Raw genomic sequence first — 20138 nt, forward strand, 5'->3', positions numbered from 1 at the left:
GCGCGCATCTGGGCATTCAGAAAATTGGGAACGGCGATAGCGGCCAGCACTCCAATGATGGCTACAACAATGAGCAATTCAATCAGGGTAAATCCTTTCTTCATCGATTTTTCCTCCTATTGGCAATCAAACAAATAATACGCATAAGATTTCAAAACAAAATTTCAGTTAAGATGAATGAGAGAAAACAACTCGCCGGATATTTCTTTTCCTCTCGCAAATGGCGTTTCAAAGAAAGAAAAATGAAACATTAACCCTAAAAAACAACGGATAAAGAACTCTTATTTTTTTCTGGCTTTGGCGAGCGGATTGTCCTTGGGATTTTTCTTTGCCGGCGCTGGGCGCGCATCCACTCCATTCGCCGTGATTTCGGGATCGTATTGGATGATTTTTTCCACTTCCTCGTCGGGACGGGGGATGACGTGCGCGGAAACGACTTCGCCCACTCGCCGCGCGGCGCTGGCGCCCGCATCCACCGCCGCTTTTACGTCGGCGACCTCGCCGCGCAGTTTGACGGTTACGAGTCCCGGATCGACGTATTCGATCTGGGTCACTACCGCATCGGCCGCTTTGACGGCGGCGTCGGACGCTTCGATGGCGCCTACTAATCCTCTGGTTTCGATCAAACCCAACGCGCTCATAGAATGATTATCCCTTCCTTCTTATTTCAAAATAAATAATAAATGTTTCGCCGCTGAAAAGTAAGGCGGAGAAAAAGAAATCCTGCGGCATTTGACGATCTGGGCTAACGCAGCGCCTTCCCTGCGCTCCGAATGTCGTATATTTCCCAAGGTAAAACAGGCGTCTCGCCTGTTGCTGGATAGATTTGCCTTCCCTACGATCCGAAGTTCTTTTATTGTAAATTAATGGCCGTAGCTAAGCAGGCTCATGAACGGTTCTTTGCCCGCATTCGCAGATGGAAGAATCGTTCGCACAATTCTATAAAGTTATGGAACGCTGGAAAACCGCCGGTTACGCCGTTGGTTTTCCCGGTTCCCAAGGCAGGCGATATGAAAGAGAACGAAACCAAAGGAATGACGAGACGGACGAGCTTGAAAGCGCTCGGATCGGGATTGGCGCTGGGACTGACGGCGGCGAACTATCGCGCCCAGGCGGGCGAAAGCCCCAACGAAAAACTGCGCTTCGCCGCTATCGGCGTCGGCGGCATGGGAACGGGACGGCTCAACCAGTTTATGCAACTCGGCGCCGAAGCCGCCGCGATTTGCGATGTGGACGACAACCACCTGCGCAAAGCCTTGGACAATGCGGAAAAACGGCAGGGAACGCGGCCGAAAGGATTTCACGATTTCCGCGAAGTCTTGCAACTCGATGGCATCGATTTCGTGACGGTAACCACTCCCGACCACTGGCACGCTCCCATCTTCATCGCCGCTTGCAAGGCAGGCAAGGACGTCTTTGTGGAAAAGCCTCTCTGCCACAACATCGGAGACGGGCGCGCGATGGTGGAGGCGGCGGCGAAATACCAGCGCATCACTCAGATGGGCAACCATATCCATAACGACAACGACACCTACCGCCGCGCCGTGGAGATGGTGCAATCGGGCCGCTTGGGCAAGATCGACCGCATCCACTGCTGGAAAACGGCCCGCACCAACAGCCTCGGCAATCCGTCCGACGGCGAAGCGCCGAAGGAACTGGATTATAACTTCTGGCAAGGCCCCGCTCCCAAACGTCCTTACAATCCCAACCGCTCCCATTTCAACTTTCGTTATTTTTGGGATTATTCCGGCGGCATGTTGATGGACTTTTGGTGCCATATCACCGACGTCGCCTATTGGGCGATGAATCTGGAAGCGCCGTTGACTGTTAGCGCCGTGGGCGAGCTGCCCGAATTGGGCGACAACGCGGAAACGCCGGAACGCATGGAACTGGTTTACGAATATCCCGGCCTGATTTTGAACTGGACGATTCATCCGGCGGGTCTGGCGGGATTCCCCGGCGGCATCGGCTGCGTCTTCCAAGGAACCGACGCGACGATGGTGACGGATTACGATAGCAATGTAATCTACGTCAAAGGCAGAATCGACGAGAAATTCCCCCGTCCCGAACCGACTATCCCCAACTCGCCGGGCCATCTGCAGGAATTTCTCAACGCAATCAAAACCCGCGAAAAAACCACCTGCAACGTGGAATACGCCTTCAAACTAACCAAAGGCGGCTTGTTGGGAAATATTTCCTACCGCACGGGAGAAAAATTAATCTGGGACGACAAGCGCGAAAGAGTAACCAACAGTTCCAAAGCCAACCGCCTAGTAAAAAGGCGCCCGCGCAGTCCATGGAAACTGGCGTAATATAATATGTAGGGTGATATATGTAGGGTGGGCTACGTTTTTTTTAGCCCACCCTACTAAACTAATTGTTGTGGAAGAGGATTGATGGAAGCTCTGAATATCGTTATTGTTCGATTCATACATAACGATTACAATATATTCACAAAGGATGAGTCAAAAACCTGAACCATTCTGCGCTCACTTGGGTAAGGGGAATAGAAATGCAAACCGTTAAATATATCCATTGGGAAGAAGATGGCTTTTGGATCGGATATTTTCTGGACTATCCCGATTATTGGACGCAAGGAGAAACGCTTGAGGATCTCAAGGATCACTTGCTGGATTTATACCATGATTTGACAAGCGGCGATCTTCCGGGCATACGCAAAGTGGACGAATTGGTCGTATCATGAAACGGACCTTTTTGATCAAAACGATCGAAGAGTTCGGATGCGTGTTAGTCCGACATGGCGGCAAGCATGATTGGTATCGCAATCCAATTACTGGCGTTTTACAACCTATCCCTCGTCATCGAGATATTAAGGAAGGATTGTCGAAAAATATCATCAAGCTATTGAGTAATCCAACCAATAAGGTTAATTACTAATGAGCGAGCCGAATGCGCTGGTTGCCGTATCGATATAAGACCAACAAAAAAAGAAAAGGTGGGCTGCGCTTCGCTTTGAGCCCACTTTATTAAGCTGGTTAAAGAGAGAAAGAGAGCCGAAAAGCGAATGGAAATTCATGCCGAGATAATGAAGAATGTGGCATGGCTGTGAAAAAAATAATTTACCAGCAAGAATAAAACTATGAAGATACGATCTCTTATCAACGATGATGGTTCTCCCTTTAAACCTCATGAAATACAGACGTTGCGTACGGCACTAGATTCGCTTGATGATGCTAAAAGGGAAAATTACCTCAACCGAAATGCTTCTGATATCGCGCAACATAGGGCAGTAAAATTTTTGATCGTCTCTGGTCCTGGAACAGGCAAGAGCCACCTTTTTCTAAATAGGATTTTTAATTGGTATCAAAAAGACGATGGCGCTAGCGTTGTTGTTACAAGCTTTGTTGGAAAGTTAGTGGCGGATTTGCAGAATGATATCAAAGGCGACAAAAAATTAACCGACAAGCAAAAAGGTAAAATAACAGTATCCACTTTGCATAAGTTCGCTCGAAGTATTGTTGAAAAAAATCATGGGACGATCCGATGGCCGTTTAAGCCGCATTTTCGGATCATCGGGCAGTTTTGGAAAAGTATAGTTTGGGGTGATGTGCTTGCTTTTTATACCGACATAGACCAGAACGTTTATACATGGGAAAAATTCGAAAAACAGTTGTATGATAATAACTTTAACGAAGCCGAAGAATGGAAAAATCTCAAAAAAACTTACTTCAAACTATGCCGATTTTACAATGCGGCCGGATTCGCTGATTTGATTTTACGTGCCGCAAAGGTGTTGGCAGAAAACCCCGATATAAATGAAAACAACTACTTCATTATTGATGAATATCAGGATTTTAATCTTGCCGAAGAAGCCTTTATTAACCAATTAACAAAAAATCCCAATGGATTACTTATCGTTGGAGACGACGAGCAAGTCCTTTATGAGAATCTGAAATCAGCTAAACCTACGCTGATTCGAAATCTGTATAAAAAAAGCGGTTATACCAACGGGATGCTCCCTTTCTGTGGCAGGTGCAGTTACCACATCACGAAAACCGCCGATCATTTTATTCAACAGCAAAGAGAAGAAGGATGCATAGAAAAAATTTATTTACCGCTAAAAAGCAACAGTGATGTACTCAAGGTACAAGTCGTTGCATGCGCCGCTGGGTCTACTGCGGTTGATTATATCGAAAAATTCGTTGCTGATAACAAAGAAGAAATTGACGAACGCAAGCGGCAATTGGTGGCCGGAAAAGCAAAAGATGCTTTTTTACTGATTTTGACACCGGCGAAAGAGGTCAAATTTTACGGCCAAGCGAAAGAGAAGATAAAAAAAATAGCGGCGGAATATCAGACAGAGAAACGATCATTTTCAGAAGATTATTACCAATTGTTAAACTATTACTCTCTTGCCAATAATCCAAAGAACAACTTCACTTTTCGGAAAGTGCTCCACTATGAAAAGGTCTCGGAAGAAAGAATACATGAGTTGATTGCAATGGCCATGCGGGATGGTAAGAATTTCTGCAACCTAGATGAGCAAGAGATCAAGGACGCCCTGAACAAATGCAACGAAGTTAAAACTATTTTGGACAGCGAAAACACCGTTACAGAAAAATTAGAGCAATTCTCCAGCCTCATTCCGTTAGCCGACAAAGAAAAACTTCAGAATGATATGAAGCGCGAAGATATCAACCAGGAAGAAATTGCGAGATTGGAACACGAAGAGGAGGAAGAAGCGGAGCTAGAGGAAATCGAAGTAAAGCGAATGGGGGCAGTGGAGTTGATGACGATTGCCGGTTCCAAAGGGCTCTCGGCGGAGCACGTGATCATTATTGGCTTTGATGACGTAAACATGAAGCCGGTAACTAAAAATGCTTTTTACGTTGCGATGACGAGGGCGAGAAAAAGCTTACACATTCTCACGGCTCTAAAATCTGGTGGAGCAAGACAAGCCCATTATTTTTTAGATCAGTTGCCGGAAAATAACATAGATTTTTACAGTTACAAGAAAAGCGATCAGAAGAAAAATCGAATGGACGACAAGCAAGGATTCAAGGATTATCTCGATAGATTAAATTATGTGTCTTCTAGATGAAATAGGAGAACAAGATTGTCATAGACAGGAAAGCCACTAAAAAATGACCGGGTGGCAAGGGCAAGGTTTTTTCTGCTCTTGACTTAGCAAAATGTGCTTAATACGATAGGTTTATAACGGCCATCATTTCGTTCGATCTTTCCAATAAAACGGCTCCCGGCTCATATGCGCCACCGCAATCACGTAAACGCAATCCGGAAAATCGAGATAGAAAAGAGAAAAAGGAAATCGGGTCAACAGATATCTTTGAGCGGAGCCAATCTGGGGCCAACGTTGGGGATTTTGGGCAATCGTAAGAGCGGCGGAACGAATATCCTCTTCGAACTCCAACCCTAAACCAGCCTTTTGCCGCTCATAATAATCGACGGAGCGACGCCATTCTTCCTCGGCTTCGGCGCTAAAAATGACGGGTTTCAAACGTACTTTCCTCTGATTTCGCGTGAAATTTCTTCCAAGCTGCGCCCGACAGCGCCCTGGCTCTTGGCGTTGGCAACCCGTCGTTCGATCTCTTCCAGCCAGGCTGAATAAATTTCCACAGGACATTCATTTACATGTAACGTCAGCCGTTGGATCAATTCCACCTGTTCTTCTTTGGAAAGGCTGAGCGCTTCCTGCTCGATTCTCTCTAATATAGCGGACATAAAATCACCTTTACCCAGTTTGTACATAATATTATAGCGGAAATCTTCAACCTGGACAAACGAAGAACGCGCGAATTCCGGTTGCGGCGGAGCCGAATAAATAAACCTCTCGCGCTCCCGCTTCTTTCAGGACTTGAGCCGCTCTGTCGATTAGTAATTTTAATTCTTCTGGCATATAAGTTCTCAACAATTACGCAGGCATAATAAAAGGAAAAGTAAGCAACGCTTCGCTTTTAACCCACCCAACAATACTTTTTACGGAACGTCTTAAAAAGAAATGCCGCGCCAGGAGGTATGAATAACATCACCGCTGCTGACAATCCCGTTCGAAGCCTGATAGAGCAATCCTTTGAATAAGTCAGCCGTCTGGGGACCATAAGCTCCCACATTGATATCTTCGTCTGTATCGGGACCTATGCCATGCAACAACCAATCGGTTTTGCATTCGGGTCCATAAGCCGAATAATCGTAGTTTGTAGTTGTGCTGACATACCTTGCGCCCGGCCGCCGGTAAGGATCATTCGGAATTCTGGCGATATAAGAAATGGGTGTTGTCAAACGCATTAATTCCTGATATGGATTGCTGCTCATTTGCGGAAAATAACATCGGTTATCGATGCGGTACATGACCAGGGCATCGCCGATAGCCTTCATATCCGTTTCCATTTTGGCGATAGTCGCTCGCATTTGGGCATTCAAAAAGTTGGGGACGGCAATTGCCGCTAGGATGCCAATGATCGCCACGACAATGAGAAGCTCTATCAGCGTAAAACTCTTCAATTGGACCGTATGTTTCATCTTTTTGGTTCTGCCTTTCATCTGACAGGATTTGATAGGCTCTACGGCTCGCTCCTAATGATTTTACTCTATTTTAACGATTTCATGTTACGCAATCGCGTATTTTCATTATTAATTGTGTAAGGTGGGCTTAGAGCGCAGCGTAACCCACTTTAGATGGGAGGACAACTAGGACAAGTTTACTTATTCTACTTATAAGCCGCCATTCACTTACATTCCCCCGCCAGTCGCTGCAATATCTCGATCCCCCGATCGATGGTTCGATCTTCCGCCGCGTAGGAAATGCGGAAGTGGGTTTTTCGTTCGGAAAAGACGCTGCCGGGGACGATGAGCAGATTGTTCTCTATGGCTTTTTTCACAAAGGCGTCGCCGTCCTGGTTGGGCGCTTCGGGGAAGATGTAGAATGCGCCGCCGGGCTTTACCACGTTGTAATGGGATTTTAAGCCATCGTAAATGCGGTCGCGCTTCGCTTTATATTCCAGCCGCCGCGCTTCCGTATTTCCGTCCAGCGCCGCCATTCCCGCGTATTGCGCAAAACTGGGCGCGCAGACGAAGGAATACATCTGAATATTAATCATGGCGGCGATGATCTCTTTGGGACCGTAAGCGTAGCCTAAGCGCCAGCCGGTCATGGCGGCGGATTTGGAAAAGCCGTTCAGAATGAGCGTATAAGGATAGAATTGCGCTGGGGAAAGCGGCTGCGCCTCATATAAAAAGCATTCGTAGATTTCGTCCGAAATCAGCAGCAGGCCGTGCTTTTCCGCCACGGCGGCGACGCCTTTCATGACCTCTTCCGTATATACGGTTCCTGTTGGATTGCTGGGGCTGTTAACCAATATCGCCTTAGTGCGCGGCGTAATCAGGCTTTCCAGCCGCTCCGGATCGATAGTGAAATGGGGATAGGTATCCAGAAAGACCGGTTTGGCGCCGATGAAGTTGGTCAGGTGCTTATACATGACAAAAAATGGATCGGGAATGATTATCTCGTCCCCCTCGTCCAAGACTGCCATCAAGGTAAGCAAAATCCCGCCCGATACGCCCGACGTAATCAAAACGTCGCCCAAATCGAGGCCGCGCTTTAGGTAAAGTTGTTTGATCTTCTCGCGAAAATCGGGCAGTCCCGCCGTCAGAGTGTAGCTATTCTTTCCGGCGCGGATGGAATCGATGGCGGCCTCTTTCCATTCATCGGGCACGTCGAAATGGGGCTGGCCGATGGAGAGATTGACCGGGTCTTTCATATCCGCCGCCAAGGCGAAGACCTTGCGGATCCCCGAAGAGTCGATTTTCGTCGTTCGTTGTGCGAGTCGAATCATGAGTATGCCTCGATAATAGGAATTGGATTTTTCATTATACTCTTTCAAACTTTTGTTCAATAGATGTCTAGTATTCTATGACATTTGAAATTGTCCCCTCGCCCTCCGGGAGAGGGTTAGGGTGAGGGGGCTTATTCAACAATGCAACGTTCAAAATCAAATGTCTTTGAATACTAGCGTTAGGGAAAAAAGGGCGGCGCATTAGCCGCCCTTTCCACTCCGTCAAGTCAAGGGCAAAAAAAAAACTTGCCCTTGCCACCCTGTCTGTCCTATCCCAAAGTCCCCCTGTCCCAAAGTCCCAAAGTCACGCCTTATCCGGCACGATGAACGGCTTGCGATAGGTGCGCGTCAATAAAGCATTGGCTTCGGGATCGTCGATGAATTGTTCCTTCTTGGCGTTGAAAATAAGTTTCCGTCCAATGCGGTAATGCGCTTCCTTCAAATTGACGCCATTCTTCGTGAGATGCTCTTTCATGCGCTCCAGCGCATCGATAGCGGCGTCGCAGCCGGTAAACTCCTTCGGCGCCGTTTCGAAGGGGAATTCCCGCCCTACGCGGTAGGAGATATTCGCCAAGTGGCAGAGCGCGGCGGAATAGTGGCCGTTGATAATCTCGGCGTTGAGGTCGGATTTCTTGCGGCTGCGTACGGCGGCGATGAAATTGCCAAAATGGCCATGTCCTTCATCCGGTCCTAATTTAACCTCCACTTTAGGCAACTCCTCGGCGGCGCCCCCGCCGTTGGGGACGAATTTGTTATTTACGACATAGCCTTTTTCGAAGTGCATAATGTCGCCCGTGCCTTCTCCAAGGTATGGTTCCGTCTCCAGTCCCCTCACTTCGAAAATGAGTTTGGTTTCGCCGTAATCGAAAATGGCTACTTGCGTATTGGGCGTTTCGCCCTGATCGACGTAACCCAGCCGTCCGCCGACGCAGATGACGCTTTTGGGCAGTTCAGCGCCGGGAATCATCCAGCGGGCGATGTCCATTTGGTGAACGCCCTGGTTGCCGATGTCACCGTTGCCGAAATCCCAGAACCAATGCCAGTTGTAATGAACAAGATTGGTGTTATAGGGTTGTTCCGGAGCGGGGCCGAGCCAGAGGTTGTAATCTACCTCGCTTGGCGGAGCGTCGAAGGGTTGAAAGCCGATGCTTTTGCGCCGCTTGTAAACCAGGCCGCGGGAAATGAGCAATTTGCCGTAAGTCCCTTGCTTTGCGATTTCCGCCAGTCTCCACCAACTGCGGTCGCTGCGGCTTTGGGTTCCGTGCTGAACGATGCGTTTGTACTTGCGGGCGGTTTCTACGAGGATTCGCCCTTCATGAACATTATGGCTGCATGGCTTCTCCACATAAACGTCTTTGCCCGCCTGGCAGGCCCATATAGCGGTAAGCGAATGCCAATGATTGGTCGAGGCGATGCTGACGGCGTCGATGTCCTTGATATCCAGGGCGGAGCGGATGTCCTGGAACGTCTGCGGCGTCTTGCCGCCCAGGTCCACAACCTGCTTGCTGCGTCCGGCGAAGGTGCGGGCATCCGGATCGACGAGACAAACCACATTCACATTCTTCATTTGTTGGAATTCGTCGATGTGCGATCCTCCCCGTCCATGAATGCCGCTCACGGCGATGCGCACCGTATCATTGGCGCCAAGCACTTTTCCCGATGCTTGGGTTCCGCTGATCGTGAAAGCAGCCCCGGCCGCCAAGGAATTCTTCAAAAAATTTCGGCGAGTTACGCGAGACATATTGTTCTCCTTTTTATCAATGGATTCGAATTTATTGGATTATGATTCGGTTAAAATATCGCGATGATCTCAAACCTATCATAAATCTGCGCCAACTTCCAGAATAAATGATGTAATAATTTGATATGATAAAGCGTTTAGGAAAGCAAATGGAAATGGATGGTTCGAATCAAGAAGAGGAGAATTGCCTATGTTAGCCGCGAGATAATCCCGATTATCAGGCTTGACATCTCTGACCTTGGTGTATACTATGTAATTACAACCAGCCGGGAGGTCGAAGATGGGAACCAATACCAGAACGCGGATTGTAAAAATAGGTAATTCTCGGGGCATTCGCATTCCAAAGCTGCTTCTTGACCAAACTCAACTTGGAGATGAGATTGAGATCGAAGTGCAAGGAAAGCAGTTGGTGGTTCGATCTGTTCGAGGTCCCCGCCAAGGTTGGGACGAACAGTTCGCTGAAATGGCAAGCAGAGGCGATGATAAGCTGCTTGACTCGGAAGTCTTTAGCCTTAGTAGTTGGGACAATGACGATTGGGAATGGTAGTCAAGCGATTTGAAGTCTATTTGGTTAACCTGGACCCAACAATCGGGAACGAGATCAAAAAGACTCGCCCGTGCGTCATTGTTTCCCCTGATGAAATGAACCGGCATATTGGAACAGTGATCGTTGCGCCAATGACAACGAAGGGTCGTCAGTACCCCACCCGCATCGCCTGCAAATTTGAAGGCAAAGATGGCCAAATTGTGTTGGATCAAATCCGATCAGTAGATAAGACGCGCCTAGTGAGAAAGTTAGGCCGCATCAGCAAGCAGGATCAGGACGCGGTGCTTATCACGCTTGCTGAGGTATTCGCGGAATAGAATCGCGGCAACAAGTCAATACTCCCGACTGCAAGGGCGTCCACCCTTAAGCCTGATTTAGTTTCTGAAAGCGAATTTGCAGAAGAGGAAAATAATCCATGATCGATGTCGAGTATAGAGAAGATTTGGAACCCGTATGTCCCCATTGCGAAAAATCGTTGAAGAAAGTATTGGGGCATAGCATGAAATCGCTGCTAGGAAAAAGGTATATTTATTTCTGTCCCTTTTGCCATAAGGTATTGGGCATCAGTCACCGCAAAGGATTTTGGATGGGATGATAGGAATAAAATGAAATGCGGCGGCGCTTCGATAAAACGCCGCCGTCTTGAAATAAGCAATCTATCGAAATCAATAACTAATGATTTGCGTGTAATCAATTTATCAAAGAATTTGCCGACTATACAATTCCTCTCCCAAGATTGGGAGAGGTTAGGTGAGGGTTGATTTGAATAAACTTACCCCCCTCACCCTACCCCTCTCCCAAAGGGCGAGGGAATAGAAGTGCGTAACATGAATCAATAAATTTCCCACGAATGAATAGGCGTGGTTTTTACTTTAACGAATCGGGCCATGATGTTGCGGTCGGCGGGATTGCGGTTCGTCCCCGCCTCTTCCCACACGACGAGAAAAGCGCCCGTTTTGGCGTTGAGCGCCACTACCGGAAGTTTGGATTCGTCGAAATATTGTTCGCTGTTTCCTTCATCCGTCCCATTGTCGCCGCCGTCATAGATGAGGAATATATCGCTTTGCAGCGATCCGTCGCGCCCAACAATTCGCCCTAAGATGTCCGCGAAAGCGAAGTCGCCGCTCTCGTCGCCTTTCCATACGACGAGGTAAGCCCCCGCCTGAGGACTGAATTCCACATCCTGCCGCAAGGTATAGGCTGTTCCCGCTTCGATGGGGATGGGATTCCAGATTTTGCTGCCATCCGCGCCGACGAGCTGGCCGATGGTATCCGTCAGCGTTTGTGGATTGAGGTTTTCGGAAAAGCCGATGCGCTCGTCCCAAACAACCAGAAACTGATCGTCAACGGAATTGTAGGCGATGCGGGGAGATTCCTCGGCGAAATCCTGATCGCGCAAGAATATCGCGTCACCGATCGGCTCGCCCAGACTGGAGAGCAATTGGGCGCTGAGGTTTTCGTTGCCGGTATTGCGCGTTTGGCGGTCTTCATAAGCCATCAGATAAACGTTGCTCTTGCTCGACCAGGCGGCGGCGGGATTCGTTCCCTCGCCGAAGCGGGGAATAGGGAAATCGATGGAAAGATCGGGATTGACGATATATCCCCAATATTCGCCGCAAACGCCGATAAAATATTGCTTATCGGTGGAATTGTATGCGACGGTCGCGACGCGGGCGCGGGCGGCGGGATCGAAATAAGTTGGCCCGTCGCTGCGGCCGATTTCAACCGGCTCGCCAACGGGAACGCCCGTATTGGAAATGCGCTGCGCCAGAACAACATCGTCGTTGTTTCTGCGGGCGATGAGCAGAAATTCGTTCGCGTCGCCATTATAGGCGATCTCCGGCGCTTCGATGCTGTAGACGCCCATCAGAAGAACGTCGGGAGCGCCCACTGGCTTCCCCGTCTGCCCATTCAAAACAACGCCGTGGATTTCTACAATATCGTCCTCGGCGACATGCTCCCATACGGCGAGAAACGAATCGTCTCTGGAATTATAGGCGGCGTCGGGGAACTGCTGCGCGCCCGCCTCGTTGGTTATCGCGACGACTTCTCCTAGCTCCTGCGCCGACGCAAGATTAAAAGCGGCGCAAATCGCAAACGCGAAAATAAAATAGCGGTTCATCGTATTCTTTCTCCCTTCCTCATAATAATCTGTTTTCGATTAGGCATGATCTTTTTGAAGCAGAATTTTACCCATCCCCTCCCAAAAACATCTCTTTAACTTCTTTCGATATCTTATAATGAACGTCCTTCAAAAATTCCTTGCTGGATCCATATAAAGCAAATTCCTCTATTATTAAATCCTTGAATTTATCTTCCCCCAACAATTCTACCGCCATCACAATTTCGAATTTCCGGCTATTTTCATTCCACAAAACCCTCCCCCTAGGCCATCTTCTGAAATCCGAACCTCCCAACTCTGGAAATTCCTTAACTGCATCCGGCCACTTTTGACTATGACCAAAACAATAAGAGCGGAACCCATTCCACGATTCCGCCTCCCGCAACTCACATTGAAACGATTTGATTTTTACCGAACCGCTTATCTTAAAAAACCAAAAGATGCCTACCTTCGAAGCCATATCTCAACCATCCTTCAATTCCTCCATTACCTCCTCCAACGAAGACCGATTAAACAAAAACCTCAATCCATCCTTATAAAAAATTAAATACTGAATTTTTAACTCCCGTCCCCAAACCAAAAGACGCTCCTCTTCTCCACCCGCTTCCTTTAACCTCTCTTCCCCCTCCTCCGATAAACGCTTTACAACAGGAACAATCCAATATCCCTTATATTGAATCTTTTCCCCCAAACTCCCTACAATCTCCGGTCCCCTGCAACGAACCGAATCTTCTATTTCCGATTTCTTAAATAACTTTGGATTCGCTTCCATCTTATAACCCCTATTCGGCTTTTTTTATATTCTATTCGTATCCAATCCTCCATTCAATCAAAAAAAGAACTTATCTGAAACACCTCGACAAGAGCTGGTGGGCTACGTTTCGCTTTGAGCCTACCCTACGGCTGGTTTGTCAACATGAACCGGCATTAATTCGACCTTCCCAAGAATGCGCAAGAAATTCTGCGAAAGCCTATTCCCCCATCACCTTCACGATAACCCGCTTGCGCCGCTTTCCGTCGAATTCGGCGTAATAAATTTGCTGCCAGGGACCGAAATCGAGCCGTCCGTTGGTGATGGGAACAATGACCTGATGATGGATGAGCAGATTCTTGAGATGAGCGTCGCCGTTGTCTTCGCCCGTCCGGTGATGCCGGTAATTAGGGCCTTGAGGCGCCAACTTATCGAGCCATTCGTCGATATCGGCGATCAGTCCCGATTCCGCGTCGTTGACGTAAATCCCGGCGGTAATGTGCATGGCGGACACTAGCGCCATCCCTTCTTGAATTCCGCTGCGGAGAACGATTTCTTCCACTTGCGGCGTTATGTTGATGTACTCCCGGCGTTGCTTGGTTTGGAACCAAAGATATTCAGTAGCGAAATTCATTGGCATAACCCTCCTTTTTTTCTTGAATAACTCATGTTACGCGCGAAAAAAAGTAGGAGAAGTCTATTATGACGGTCATGTTGAATCGCGAAAACGCAAAATAAAAAAGAAAAACGCGAAAAAAAATAGTAAGACAGTTTGGCGCAAGGGATCGCACCGTGAAAATGTTTTATCCGCGGAATCCTAAAGAATCCGCGCTATCCGTGATTCAAAAAATTCGTGGAATTCGAGCCTTTTCGTGGTTTCGTGATTCAATAACGCAAAAAAATGAATCCCTTCCTCCTCTTTTGAGAGGTTCTTCTACTTGGCGTTGAAATACCAACGCCAAAAGCGAAAGAACATTGGCTGCGCAATGTGATTTAAATAATCTAGTAAGCATAGATTTCTCATTGTAAAATTTAAACGAGACCCTTAATAATAAGGAAGGAAAAACCGTTTTCCATCGATTCAATCTCTTGCCTGCGGCTCTAGGCTTTGCTAGCTTATGAGGCTAACATTTTCCGAACATACGGACTTCGTTTTGACGAAAATAAATGATTATTTTTCATTTTCATCCCATTAAGGAGCGATTTTCATGAAACAGGTCGAGGTTGGAAAGAAAAGAAATATTGCCGTAGTTGGCCATCACGGGGCGGGCAAAACCTCCCTGCTGGAAGCCATCCTTTATTACGCCGGCGTCGTCGACCGGTTGGGGCGCATCGACGATCGGAATACCTACGCCGACTACCTCGATGAAGAGAAAGAAAAGAAGCATACCCTGACGTCGAAAATTCTCCATTGCAGTTATAACGGCTATGAACTGAATTTCATCGATACGCCTGGCTACAGCGATTTCATCGGCGATATCAAAGGCGCGCTTCATGCGGCGGACGGCGCGCTCGTGGTCATCAACGCCCAAAACGGGGTGGAGGTGGAGACGGAAAAGATATGGGATTATCTGGAAGAATATAAAATTCCGCGTGTTGTCGTCGTCAACAAGATGGACAAGGAACGCGCCGATTTCGACGCCTGTCTTTCCTCGCTGGAAAGCGTCCTCGGCGCCAAGGTTTGCCCCGTGCGCTTGCCGTTGGGTAAGGAAAATTCCTTCAAGGGCGTCATTGACCTCGTCTTGGACAAAGTGATCTCTTTCGACGCCAAGGGCGGCGTCGAGAAACAGACTCCGATTCCCGACGATTTAAAAGACGAAGTGGCGGATTACCGCCAAAAAATGATCGAATCTTCCGTCGAAACCAATGAAGAATTGATGGAGCGTTACTTCAATGACGAGAAGATATCCGACGATGAAATCCGCAAAGGGCTGAAAGACGGCGCTTTGTCCGGCGCGGTGGTTCCCATCTTCGCCACCGACGCTTTCAACTGTATTGGAATTCAATCTCTGCTCGATGGTTTGGTCAACTACATCCCCAATCCTCTCGATCGGAAAACCTATCATGCTCTCCGTCGGGGCAAGGAGGATGTCGTCGAGATGGAGATGAAGGAAGACGGCGACAGCGTCGGCTTCGTCTACAAAAGTTTCATCGATCCCTTCGCCGGAAAAGTATCGTTCGTTCGGCTCTTCAGCGGCGTGTTCAACGGCGAAATGGAATGGGTGAACCGCAGCAAGGAAAAGCGCATCCGCGTAGGACATATCCTCTCTGTGAACGGCAAAAAATTCACGGCCATCAACCGCGCCGAGACGGGCGATATCGTCGCCCTATCGAAATTGGACGACTTCGAAACTAACGATACGGTCTCGATGTCGCAAGGGGATATTCTCGTGGTTCCTACGAAATATCCCCAGCCTCCGGTCAAAATGGCTCTCCATGCGGCGGATAAGAACGAAGAGGACAAAGTCGGCAACGTCCTCCATAAGATCGTTTCCGGCGATCCGACGATATCCGTCGAACGCGACTATGAGACGAAAGAGACCGTCATCACCGCCCAAGGATCGATGCAAGTGGAGTTGATCGCCCAACGCCTGCGCAATCAATTCAAACTGAATGTAGAATTGACCACTCCCAAGGTGGCCTATCGCGAAACCGTTACAGCTCAGAGCGAAGGCAGCTACCGCCATAAAAAGCAATCTGGCGGCCGCGGCCAATTCGGAGAGGTTCATCTCCGTCTCAAGCCCTTGGAGCGCGGCAAGCAATACGAATTCGTCAACAGCATCTTCGGCGGCTCCATTCCTACGAAATTCGTTCCCGCTGTGGAGAAAGGCATCGTCGAAGCCATGTCGCGGGGCATCCTCGCGGGCTATCCGGTAGTGGATATCAGCGTTGAAGTCTACGACGGAAAATTTCATGATGTCGATTCTTCGGAAATGGCGTTCAAAATCGCTTCTTCCATGTGTTTCCGCCAAGTAGCGAATGCCGGTTGCAAACCTATTTTGCTGGAACCGATCATGAACGTGCGCGTGACGATTCCCGAAGCCTATATGGGCGACGTAATGGGCGACCTCAACTCCCGCCGAGGCCGGGTTATGGGTATGGACGCCGCCAAAGGCAAGCAGATTATCCGCGCCCAGGTTCCTCTCGCCGAAATGTACACCTATTCCATCGATCTCCGCTCCATCACTCAAGGACGCGGCGGTTTCGAGATGGAATTCTCCCATTACGATCCGGTTCCCAAGGAGATCGAACAGAAAATCGTGGCGGAAAGCAAGATGGAAGAGATCGAGGAGGAGTAGTTTAAAGGTATTGACCTCTTTGCCGATACTTCAAAATAGATCAAGGCTATTGAGGAGCGAGGCGAAGAGTTGGATTATGTCCATTCAACGGAATAAAGACGATTCGGCGAGGTTGGAACGAACGCCGTATAACAGCAAAGCGGATTATCGCGATATCGATCTATCGTTCCGCAATCGCTTGGACGCGATGGTTCCTGCGCCGTTGGCGATGCGTATTCAAAGCCTATTGCGCAGCCAGTTGCGGAATGAGGCGGAGGAGGAAAAAGACGCGATTCCTTCCTGAATCCGCTGATAATATATTCGATGATGAAGAAGAGGGGCGGCCTGCAAGCCGCCCCTCGTTCGTTACGGCTCAATCGGCGAAATGCGCCAAACAAAAGAGCGAGGCCGTTCTCCAGCCCCGCCCATGTCCATCCATTGATATAAAATCCCGTAGGGTGGGCTCAAAGCGAAGCGTAGCCCGCCATTCATTCTCAAACGCCCGATCAGTACAACGGCCAATCCGCAACATCCACGAAAACTTCGAATTGGGATAGCGTGAAGTAATCGAACTCCGCCAAGCTGTAATTTTCGGATCCCGAAATCTTCGTAAAGAGGCCGATGCGGGTGGCTTGCCGCTTCTCTGTTACCGGAGCGCCAACCAACTGCCATGACCGGCCCGGCAACTGGGCGCTGAAGATCAACTCGTCACCCCGGCGCGTAACCGCGATAACAGCGTTGACGTCGCCCGCAGCGACGGCGTTGAGCCAATCCAATTCATCCGTGAATTGATGATAATTCAAAACGCCCAAGGAGCCTACATTCGTCAGTTCGACGCGCATATCGTCCGCATTGAAGCCGAAAAGATATTCGTCGCCGGAAACGTTGGCGTCGTTGGCGGCGTTATAGGCTGCGAAGAGACCGACGTTGAAGTCCGTCCAGGTGAAGGTTTCAGCGAGGTTGTACTTCGTTTCCATGCGCCAATCGCCGGTGGGGACGTCCGTGCGCAAGATCATCGGCGCCCGGCGGCCGTTGGACCATTCGTTGAATTTATCCGCCATGCTCATGGTATCCGCCCCGAAGGTAAGGATGCCGTTTGCCAAGGCAAGAGTTACGCCTTCTTTATAATTGGTATTCAACGAAGCGTCGCTGCCGTATTCCACAACCCAAGGCGAAGCCACGGCGCTGCCGTTGAAATCGTCCTTCTGGGATTGAGGATCCTTGCCAAAGAGCCAAACCTGGTTCACGACGCTTGAGTCGCCGTGAATAACGTCCGCTAATGGCAATCCGATATCCGCCAATCCGTTAAATAGGATAAATTTCAACCCTTCGGGCGAGGTTATCGTATAGGTGACGGTCTTCGACGCCGTGATGGCGCTGATATCCCAGAGGATGGAGTTATCCAACAACTGTCCGCCGTCGCTGATATTGGTTACGATCAAGCCGGGAGGCAGAAACTCCTCCATGAATGGTTTATAGGAGCCGTAAATCACATCGGTTTTTAAGGAAACGGTAAACGCCTGGCTTGGTTTGAAAAATCCATCCTGCGTCAATTGCCGAGAAACCCTGCCGACGCCGCTTACCCGCACTACTTCTAAGCGCTCGAATCCAGCGCAATCGTGATAACCAGCTGGCAAGTCGGGGAAAGCCACGACAATCGAATGGACTCCCCCGGAAACCGGGAACGGTCCAACGCTGTAGATCTTGAACAGGTCGAAACCACGGGTATCGGGCGCGTAAATTTCTCCTTTAAACTTGTTGTCGACGTAGATATCGACCAGGGAAGGTCCGGTATAATCCCAGCCGGTATTGATGGACAAATTCAAATACAACACTTGGTCTCCCGCTCCCAGATCGAAGGTATATCGCCACCAATCGCCGGCGGAGATTCCACGCCCGATGCTGGTAGCGTCGCCCCGATGTTCGAGCGCGACGGTGTCGTTATCCCGGTAATCGTCCAGATCGTAAGAGCCGCCCCGCGTTCCCGTTAAATTCGTTTCGTGAAAATCGGCGTTAGCGGGAAAAGCGAATTCCGAGTCGAACGCTGGAGTCGAGTTATCAGCGGTAGAACGCTTATAAAGAACCGAGCTGGGAACGCCTACCATCCCTTTGGCGTAATGCGCGCCGAGTTCGCCTTCCGTCGGATAATTCTTGCTGTTGACCGGACTGCCGCTGAAATCGTAATCGACGGCTTCCCGATAAATATACGGCAGAAGAATGCTGATGGAGGAATCTCCCCCAATCCGATCCTGATCCTCTCCAAAAACGCCGGAGAAGTTTTCCACTCGGCTTTGAATCAAGCGGGGCGGCGTGATCGTGTAAGTCAACGTCAGCGATTGGCTGAGATTGCTCAAATCCCAAACGATGGTTCCGTCGTTAGCGGCGCCGCCGTTGGAAATATCCGTTACTTTCCATATTTTGGGATATCCTTCCACCACATTCAAAGAGGCGATCGTCCCGCTGACAGTAACAGGCAGTTTAACCAGGATAGGCTTATTGGCTTCAAAATTGTCCACCGTAATGTCGCGGTTGATGGTGGCGCGATTGGCGGCCAGCCCGCGAATCGATAAATTATCCACATAAATTAATCCCGGCGGAGCGCTGTCCAAATTGTACCCGAATTGCACGTAGCGCGGTCCATCGCCAAAGGCCGGGAAATCGCGCTGATCGACAAGAATCCATCCGCCTTCGCCAAGATTCTTGTACATCAGCAAAATATGGTCTCCGCTGACTTCAGCGCGAATACGATGCGGCTTGGAACCTAACGGCAGCGTCAAATCGCATGGTCCTTCGCTGGGAACGGTGTTCGATCCGTTAAAATAATGGGTGGTTTGGCGCAGGAAATAATTGTGGCGGGTGAAAATCCCATTGCCCGTCGAGGCGTCGGCGCCCACGAGAGGCCAAAACGAGAAACGGCCTACGATATCGTTCTGATAGAAGAAATCGAATTCCACGACGTAATCGTTGGGCAATTGCTTGTCTAAACGCAGCCAATGGTTACTGCCGCCCGTCCATTCGATCCGGCCATTCTGCGCGTAAACTGGACCGCCTGTGGACATATCCACTAGTTCCGGCCATGCCGTAGAAGGAGCAATGTTGGAAGGATTGTCAAAAGTATTGCTGTAACTGAAGGTGGAAACTTCTTTGTAACTGACGGCCAGGTTATCCACATAAATCAATCCAGCCGGAGCGCTGTCCAAGTTGTATCCCAGTTGAATGTAGCGCGGCCCGTCGCCAAACGGCGGAAAATCGCGCTGATCGATCAGTATCCAGCCGCCTTCGCCGAGTTTCTTGTACATCAGCAGGATATGGTCGCCGCTGACTTCGGCGCGAATCCGGTGCGGATTGGAACCCAATGGCAGCGTCAAGTCGCACGGCCCTTCGCTGGGGACGGTATTCGATCCGTTGAAATAATGGGTGGTTTGGCGCAGGAAATAATTATGGCGAGTGAAAATCCCATTGCCCGTCGAAGCGTCGGCGCCCACCAACGGCCAAAACGAAAAGCGGCCCACGACGTCGTTTTGATAGAAGAAATCGAATTCCACCGTATATTCGAGCGGCAGTTCTTTGTCCAATCGCAGCCAGTGATTGCTCCCTCCCGTCCATTCCAGACGGCCATTCTGCGCAGCAACCGGGCCGCCTGTGGACATATCCACCCATTCCGGCCAGGCGGTGTTAACAACAGGGCTGCTGGGATTGTCGAAATTATTGCTGTATTGAACGGCCGCCATACCCGGCGCAGCCGCCAAAACCATAAGCGCTAATCCTAAAATTATACTTTTTCCGCTCATAAAAATGTACCTCCTGTTCGATTGGCTTTTCGTTCGATTTCAAATTGGCTTTAGCGATTCAATCGTTTTTCATTTCTCCGTTATCATCTATCCT

Annotated in this window: 19 protein-coding genes and 1 pseudogene; 9 read left to right on the forward strand and 11 right to left on the reverse strand. The window is 49.3% G+C overall.

Annotated features, from left to right (window positions below):
- Together AB1656_26740 and AB1656_26745 are read right to left on the reverse strand one after the other, a co-directional pair.
- On the reverse strand, nt 1-104 hold a 104-nt coding region (locus tag AB1656_26740; GenBank protein MEW6238995.1), incomplete at its 3' end, for a prepilin-type N-terminal cleavage/methylation domain-containing protein.
- A gap of 279 nt (nt 105-383) precedes the next feature.
- Nucleotides 384-641: pseudogene (locus AB1656_26745) on the reverse strand (BMC domain-containing protein).
- Nucleotides 642-1010: 369 nt separating this feature from the next.
- Between AB1656_26745 and AB1656_26750 the strand changes: the two are divergent.
- The 4 genes from AB1656_26750 (at nt 1011) to AB1656_26765 (ending at nt 5062) form a co-directional block, all read left to right on the forward strand.
- Nucleotides 1011-2312 carry a Gfo/Idh/MocA family oxidoreductase gene (locus AB1656_26750; GenBank protein ID MEW6238996.1) on the forward strand — a complete coding sequence of 434 codons (1302 nt, stop codon included), beginning with the start codon at nt 1011-1013 and terminating at the stop codon, nt 2310-2312.
- A gap of 200 nt (nt 2313-2512) precedes the next feature.
- Nucleotides 2513-2704: a type II toxin-antitoxin system HicB family antitoxin gene (locus AB1656_26755; GenBank protein MEW6238997.1), complete on the forward strand. Its 192-nt coding sequence runs from the start codon at nt 2513-2515 to the stop codon at nt 2702-2704.
- Complete coding sequence (locus tag AB1656_26760) at nt 2701-2898, forward strand: type II toxin-antitoxin system HicA family toxin (GenBank protein ID MEW6238998.1); 198 nt, start codon at nt 2701-2703, stop codon at nt 2896-2898. The genes AB1656_26755 and AB1656_26760 overlap by 4 nt, the downstream gene beginning before the upstream one ends.
- A gap of 202 nt (nt 2899-3100) precedes the next feature.
- Nucleotides 3101-5062, forward strand: coding sequence for a UvrD-helicase domain-containing protein (locus AB1656_26765; protein ID MEW6238999.1), 1962 nt, complete (start codon nt 3101-3103; stop codon nt 5060-5062).
- 123 nt (nt 5063-5185) lie between these two features.
- Here the strand turns inward: AB1656_26765 and AB1656_26770 are convergent, their stop codons facing one another.
- The 5 genes from AB1656_26770 to AB1656_26790 all read right to left on the reverse strand — a co-directional run bounded on the left by AB1656_26770 (nt 5186) and on the right by AB1656_26790 (nt 9555).
- Nucleotides 5186-5479, reverse strand: coding sequence for a type II toxin-antitoxin system RelE/ParE family toxin (locus tag AB1656_26770; GenBank protein ID MEW6239000.1), 294 nt, complete (start codon nt 5477-5479; stop codon nt 5186-5188).
- Nucleotides 5476-5703 carry an addiction module protein gene (locus tag AB1656_26775; GenBank protein MEW6239001.1) on the reverse strand — a complete coding sequence of 76 codons (228 nt, stop codon included), beginning with the start codon at nt 5701-5703 and terminating at the stop codon, nt 5476-5478. The genes AB1656_26770 and AB1656_26775 overlap by 4 nt, the downstream gene beginning before the upstream one ends.
- 267 nt (nt 5704-5970) lie before the next feature.
- Nucleotides 5971-6501 (reverse strand): prepilin-type N-terminal cleavage/methylation domain-containing protein, encoded by a 531-nt coding sequence (locus AB1656_26780; protein MEW6239002.1) that lies wholly within the window; start codon nt 6499-6501, stop codon nt 5971-5973.
- Nucleotides 6502-6707: 206 nt separating this feature from the next.
- The gene (locus AB1656_26785; protein ID MEW6239003.1) at nt 6708-7814 is read right to left on the reverse strand and encodes an aminotransferase class I/II-fold pyridoxal phosphate-dependent enzyme; all 1107 of its coding nucleotides are present in this window, start codon (nt 7812-7814) and stop codon (nt 6708-6710) included.
- Between the two features lie 304 nt (nt 7815-8118).
- Nucleotides 8119-9555 (reverse strand): Gfo/Idh/MocA family oxidoreductase, encoded by a 1437-nt coding sequence (locus AB1656_26790; protein ID MEW6239004.1) that lies wholly within the window; start codon nt 9553-9555, stop codon nt 8119-8121.
- A 280-nt stretch (nt 9556-9835) separates the two neighbouring features.
- Here AB1656_26790 and AB1656_26795 point away from each other — a divergent pair, with 280 nt between their 5' ends.
- From AB1656_26795 to AB1656_26805, 3 genes are all read left to right on the forward strand, one after another.
- On the forward strand, nt 9836-10102 hold the full coding sequence (locus AB1656_26795; GenBank protein MEW6239005.1) for an AbrB/MazE/SpoVT family DNA-binding domain-containing protein: 267 nt from the start codon (nt 9836-9838) through the stop codon (nt 10100-10102).
- Entirely contained in the window at nt 10096-10419 is a 324-nt protein-coding gene (locus tag AB1656_26800; GenBank protein ID MEW6239006.1) for a type II toxin-antitoxin system PemK/MazF family toxin, read from the forward strand. Before AB1656_26795 ends, AB1656_26800 begins: the two co-directional genes overlap by 7 nt.
- A gap of 98 nt (nt 10420-10517) precedes the next feature.
- Nucleotides 10518-10697 (forward strand): hypothetical protein, encoded by a 180-nt coding sequence (locus AB1656_26805; protein MEW6239007.1) that lies wholly within the window; start codon nt 10518-10520, stop codon nt 10695-10697.
- Between the two features lie 237 nt (nt 10698-10934).
- Here the strand turns inward: AB1656_26805 and AB1656_26810 are convergent, their stop codons facing one another.
- From AB1656_26810 to AB1656_26820, 3 genes are all read right to left on the reverse strand, one after another.
- On the reverse strand, nt 10935-12224 hold the full coding sequence (locus AB1656_26810; protein ID MEW6239008.1) for a hypothetical protein: 1290 nt from the start codon (nt 12222-12224) through the stop codon (nt 10935-10937).
- Between the two features lie 67 nt (nt 12225-12291).
- Complete coding sequence (locus tag AB1656_26815; protein MEW6239009.1) at nt 12292-12684, reverse strand: hypothetical protein; 393 nt, start codon at nt 12682-12684, stop codon at nt 12292-12294.
- A 511-nt stretch (nt 12685-13195) separates the two neighbouring features.
- Nucleotides 13196-13609 carry a secondary thiamine-phosphate synthase enzyme YjbQ gene (locus tag AB1656_26820; protein MEW6239010.1) on the reverse strand — a complete coding sequence of 138 codons (414 nt, stop codon included), beginning with the start codon at nt 13607-13609 and terminating at the stop codon, nt 13196-13198.
- A 574-nt stretch (nt 13610-14183) separates the two neighbouring features.
- Here AB1656_26820 and fusA point away from each other — a divergent pair.
- Both fusA and AB1656_26830 read left to right on the forward strand, forming a co-directional pair.
- Nucleotides 14184-16274, forward strand: a complete 2091-nt coding sequence (gene fusA, locus AB1656_26825; GenBank protein ID MEW6239011.1) for an elongation factor G — start codon at nt 14184-14186, stop codon at nt 16272-16274.
- Between the two features lie 76 nt (nt 16275-16350).
- Complete coding sequence (locus AB1656_26830) at nt 16351-16557, forward strand: hypothetical protein (protein MEW6239012.1); 207 nt, start codon at nt 16351-16353, stop codon at nt 16555-16557.
- 202 nt (nt 16558-16759) lie between these two features.
- Here AB1656_26830 and AB1656_26835 read toward each other — a convergent pair whose 3' ends face one another.
- Nucleotides 16760-20044, reverse strand: a complete 3285-nt coding sequence (locus AB1656_26835; GenBank protein ID MEW6239013.1) for a hypothetical protein — start codon at nt 20042-20044, stop codon at nt 16760-16762.
- Nucleotides 20045-20138 lie beyond the last annotated feature (94 nt).

The sequence above is a fragment of the Candidatus Omnitrophota bacterium genome, assembly GCA_040755155.1.
Classification (GTDB): Bacteria; Hinthialibacterota; Hinthialibacteria; order Hinthialibacterales; family Hinthialibacteraceae; genus JBFMBP01.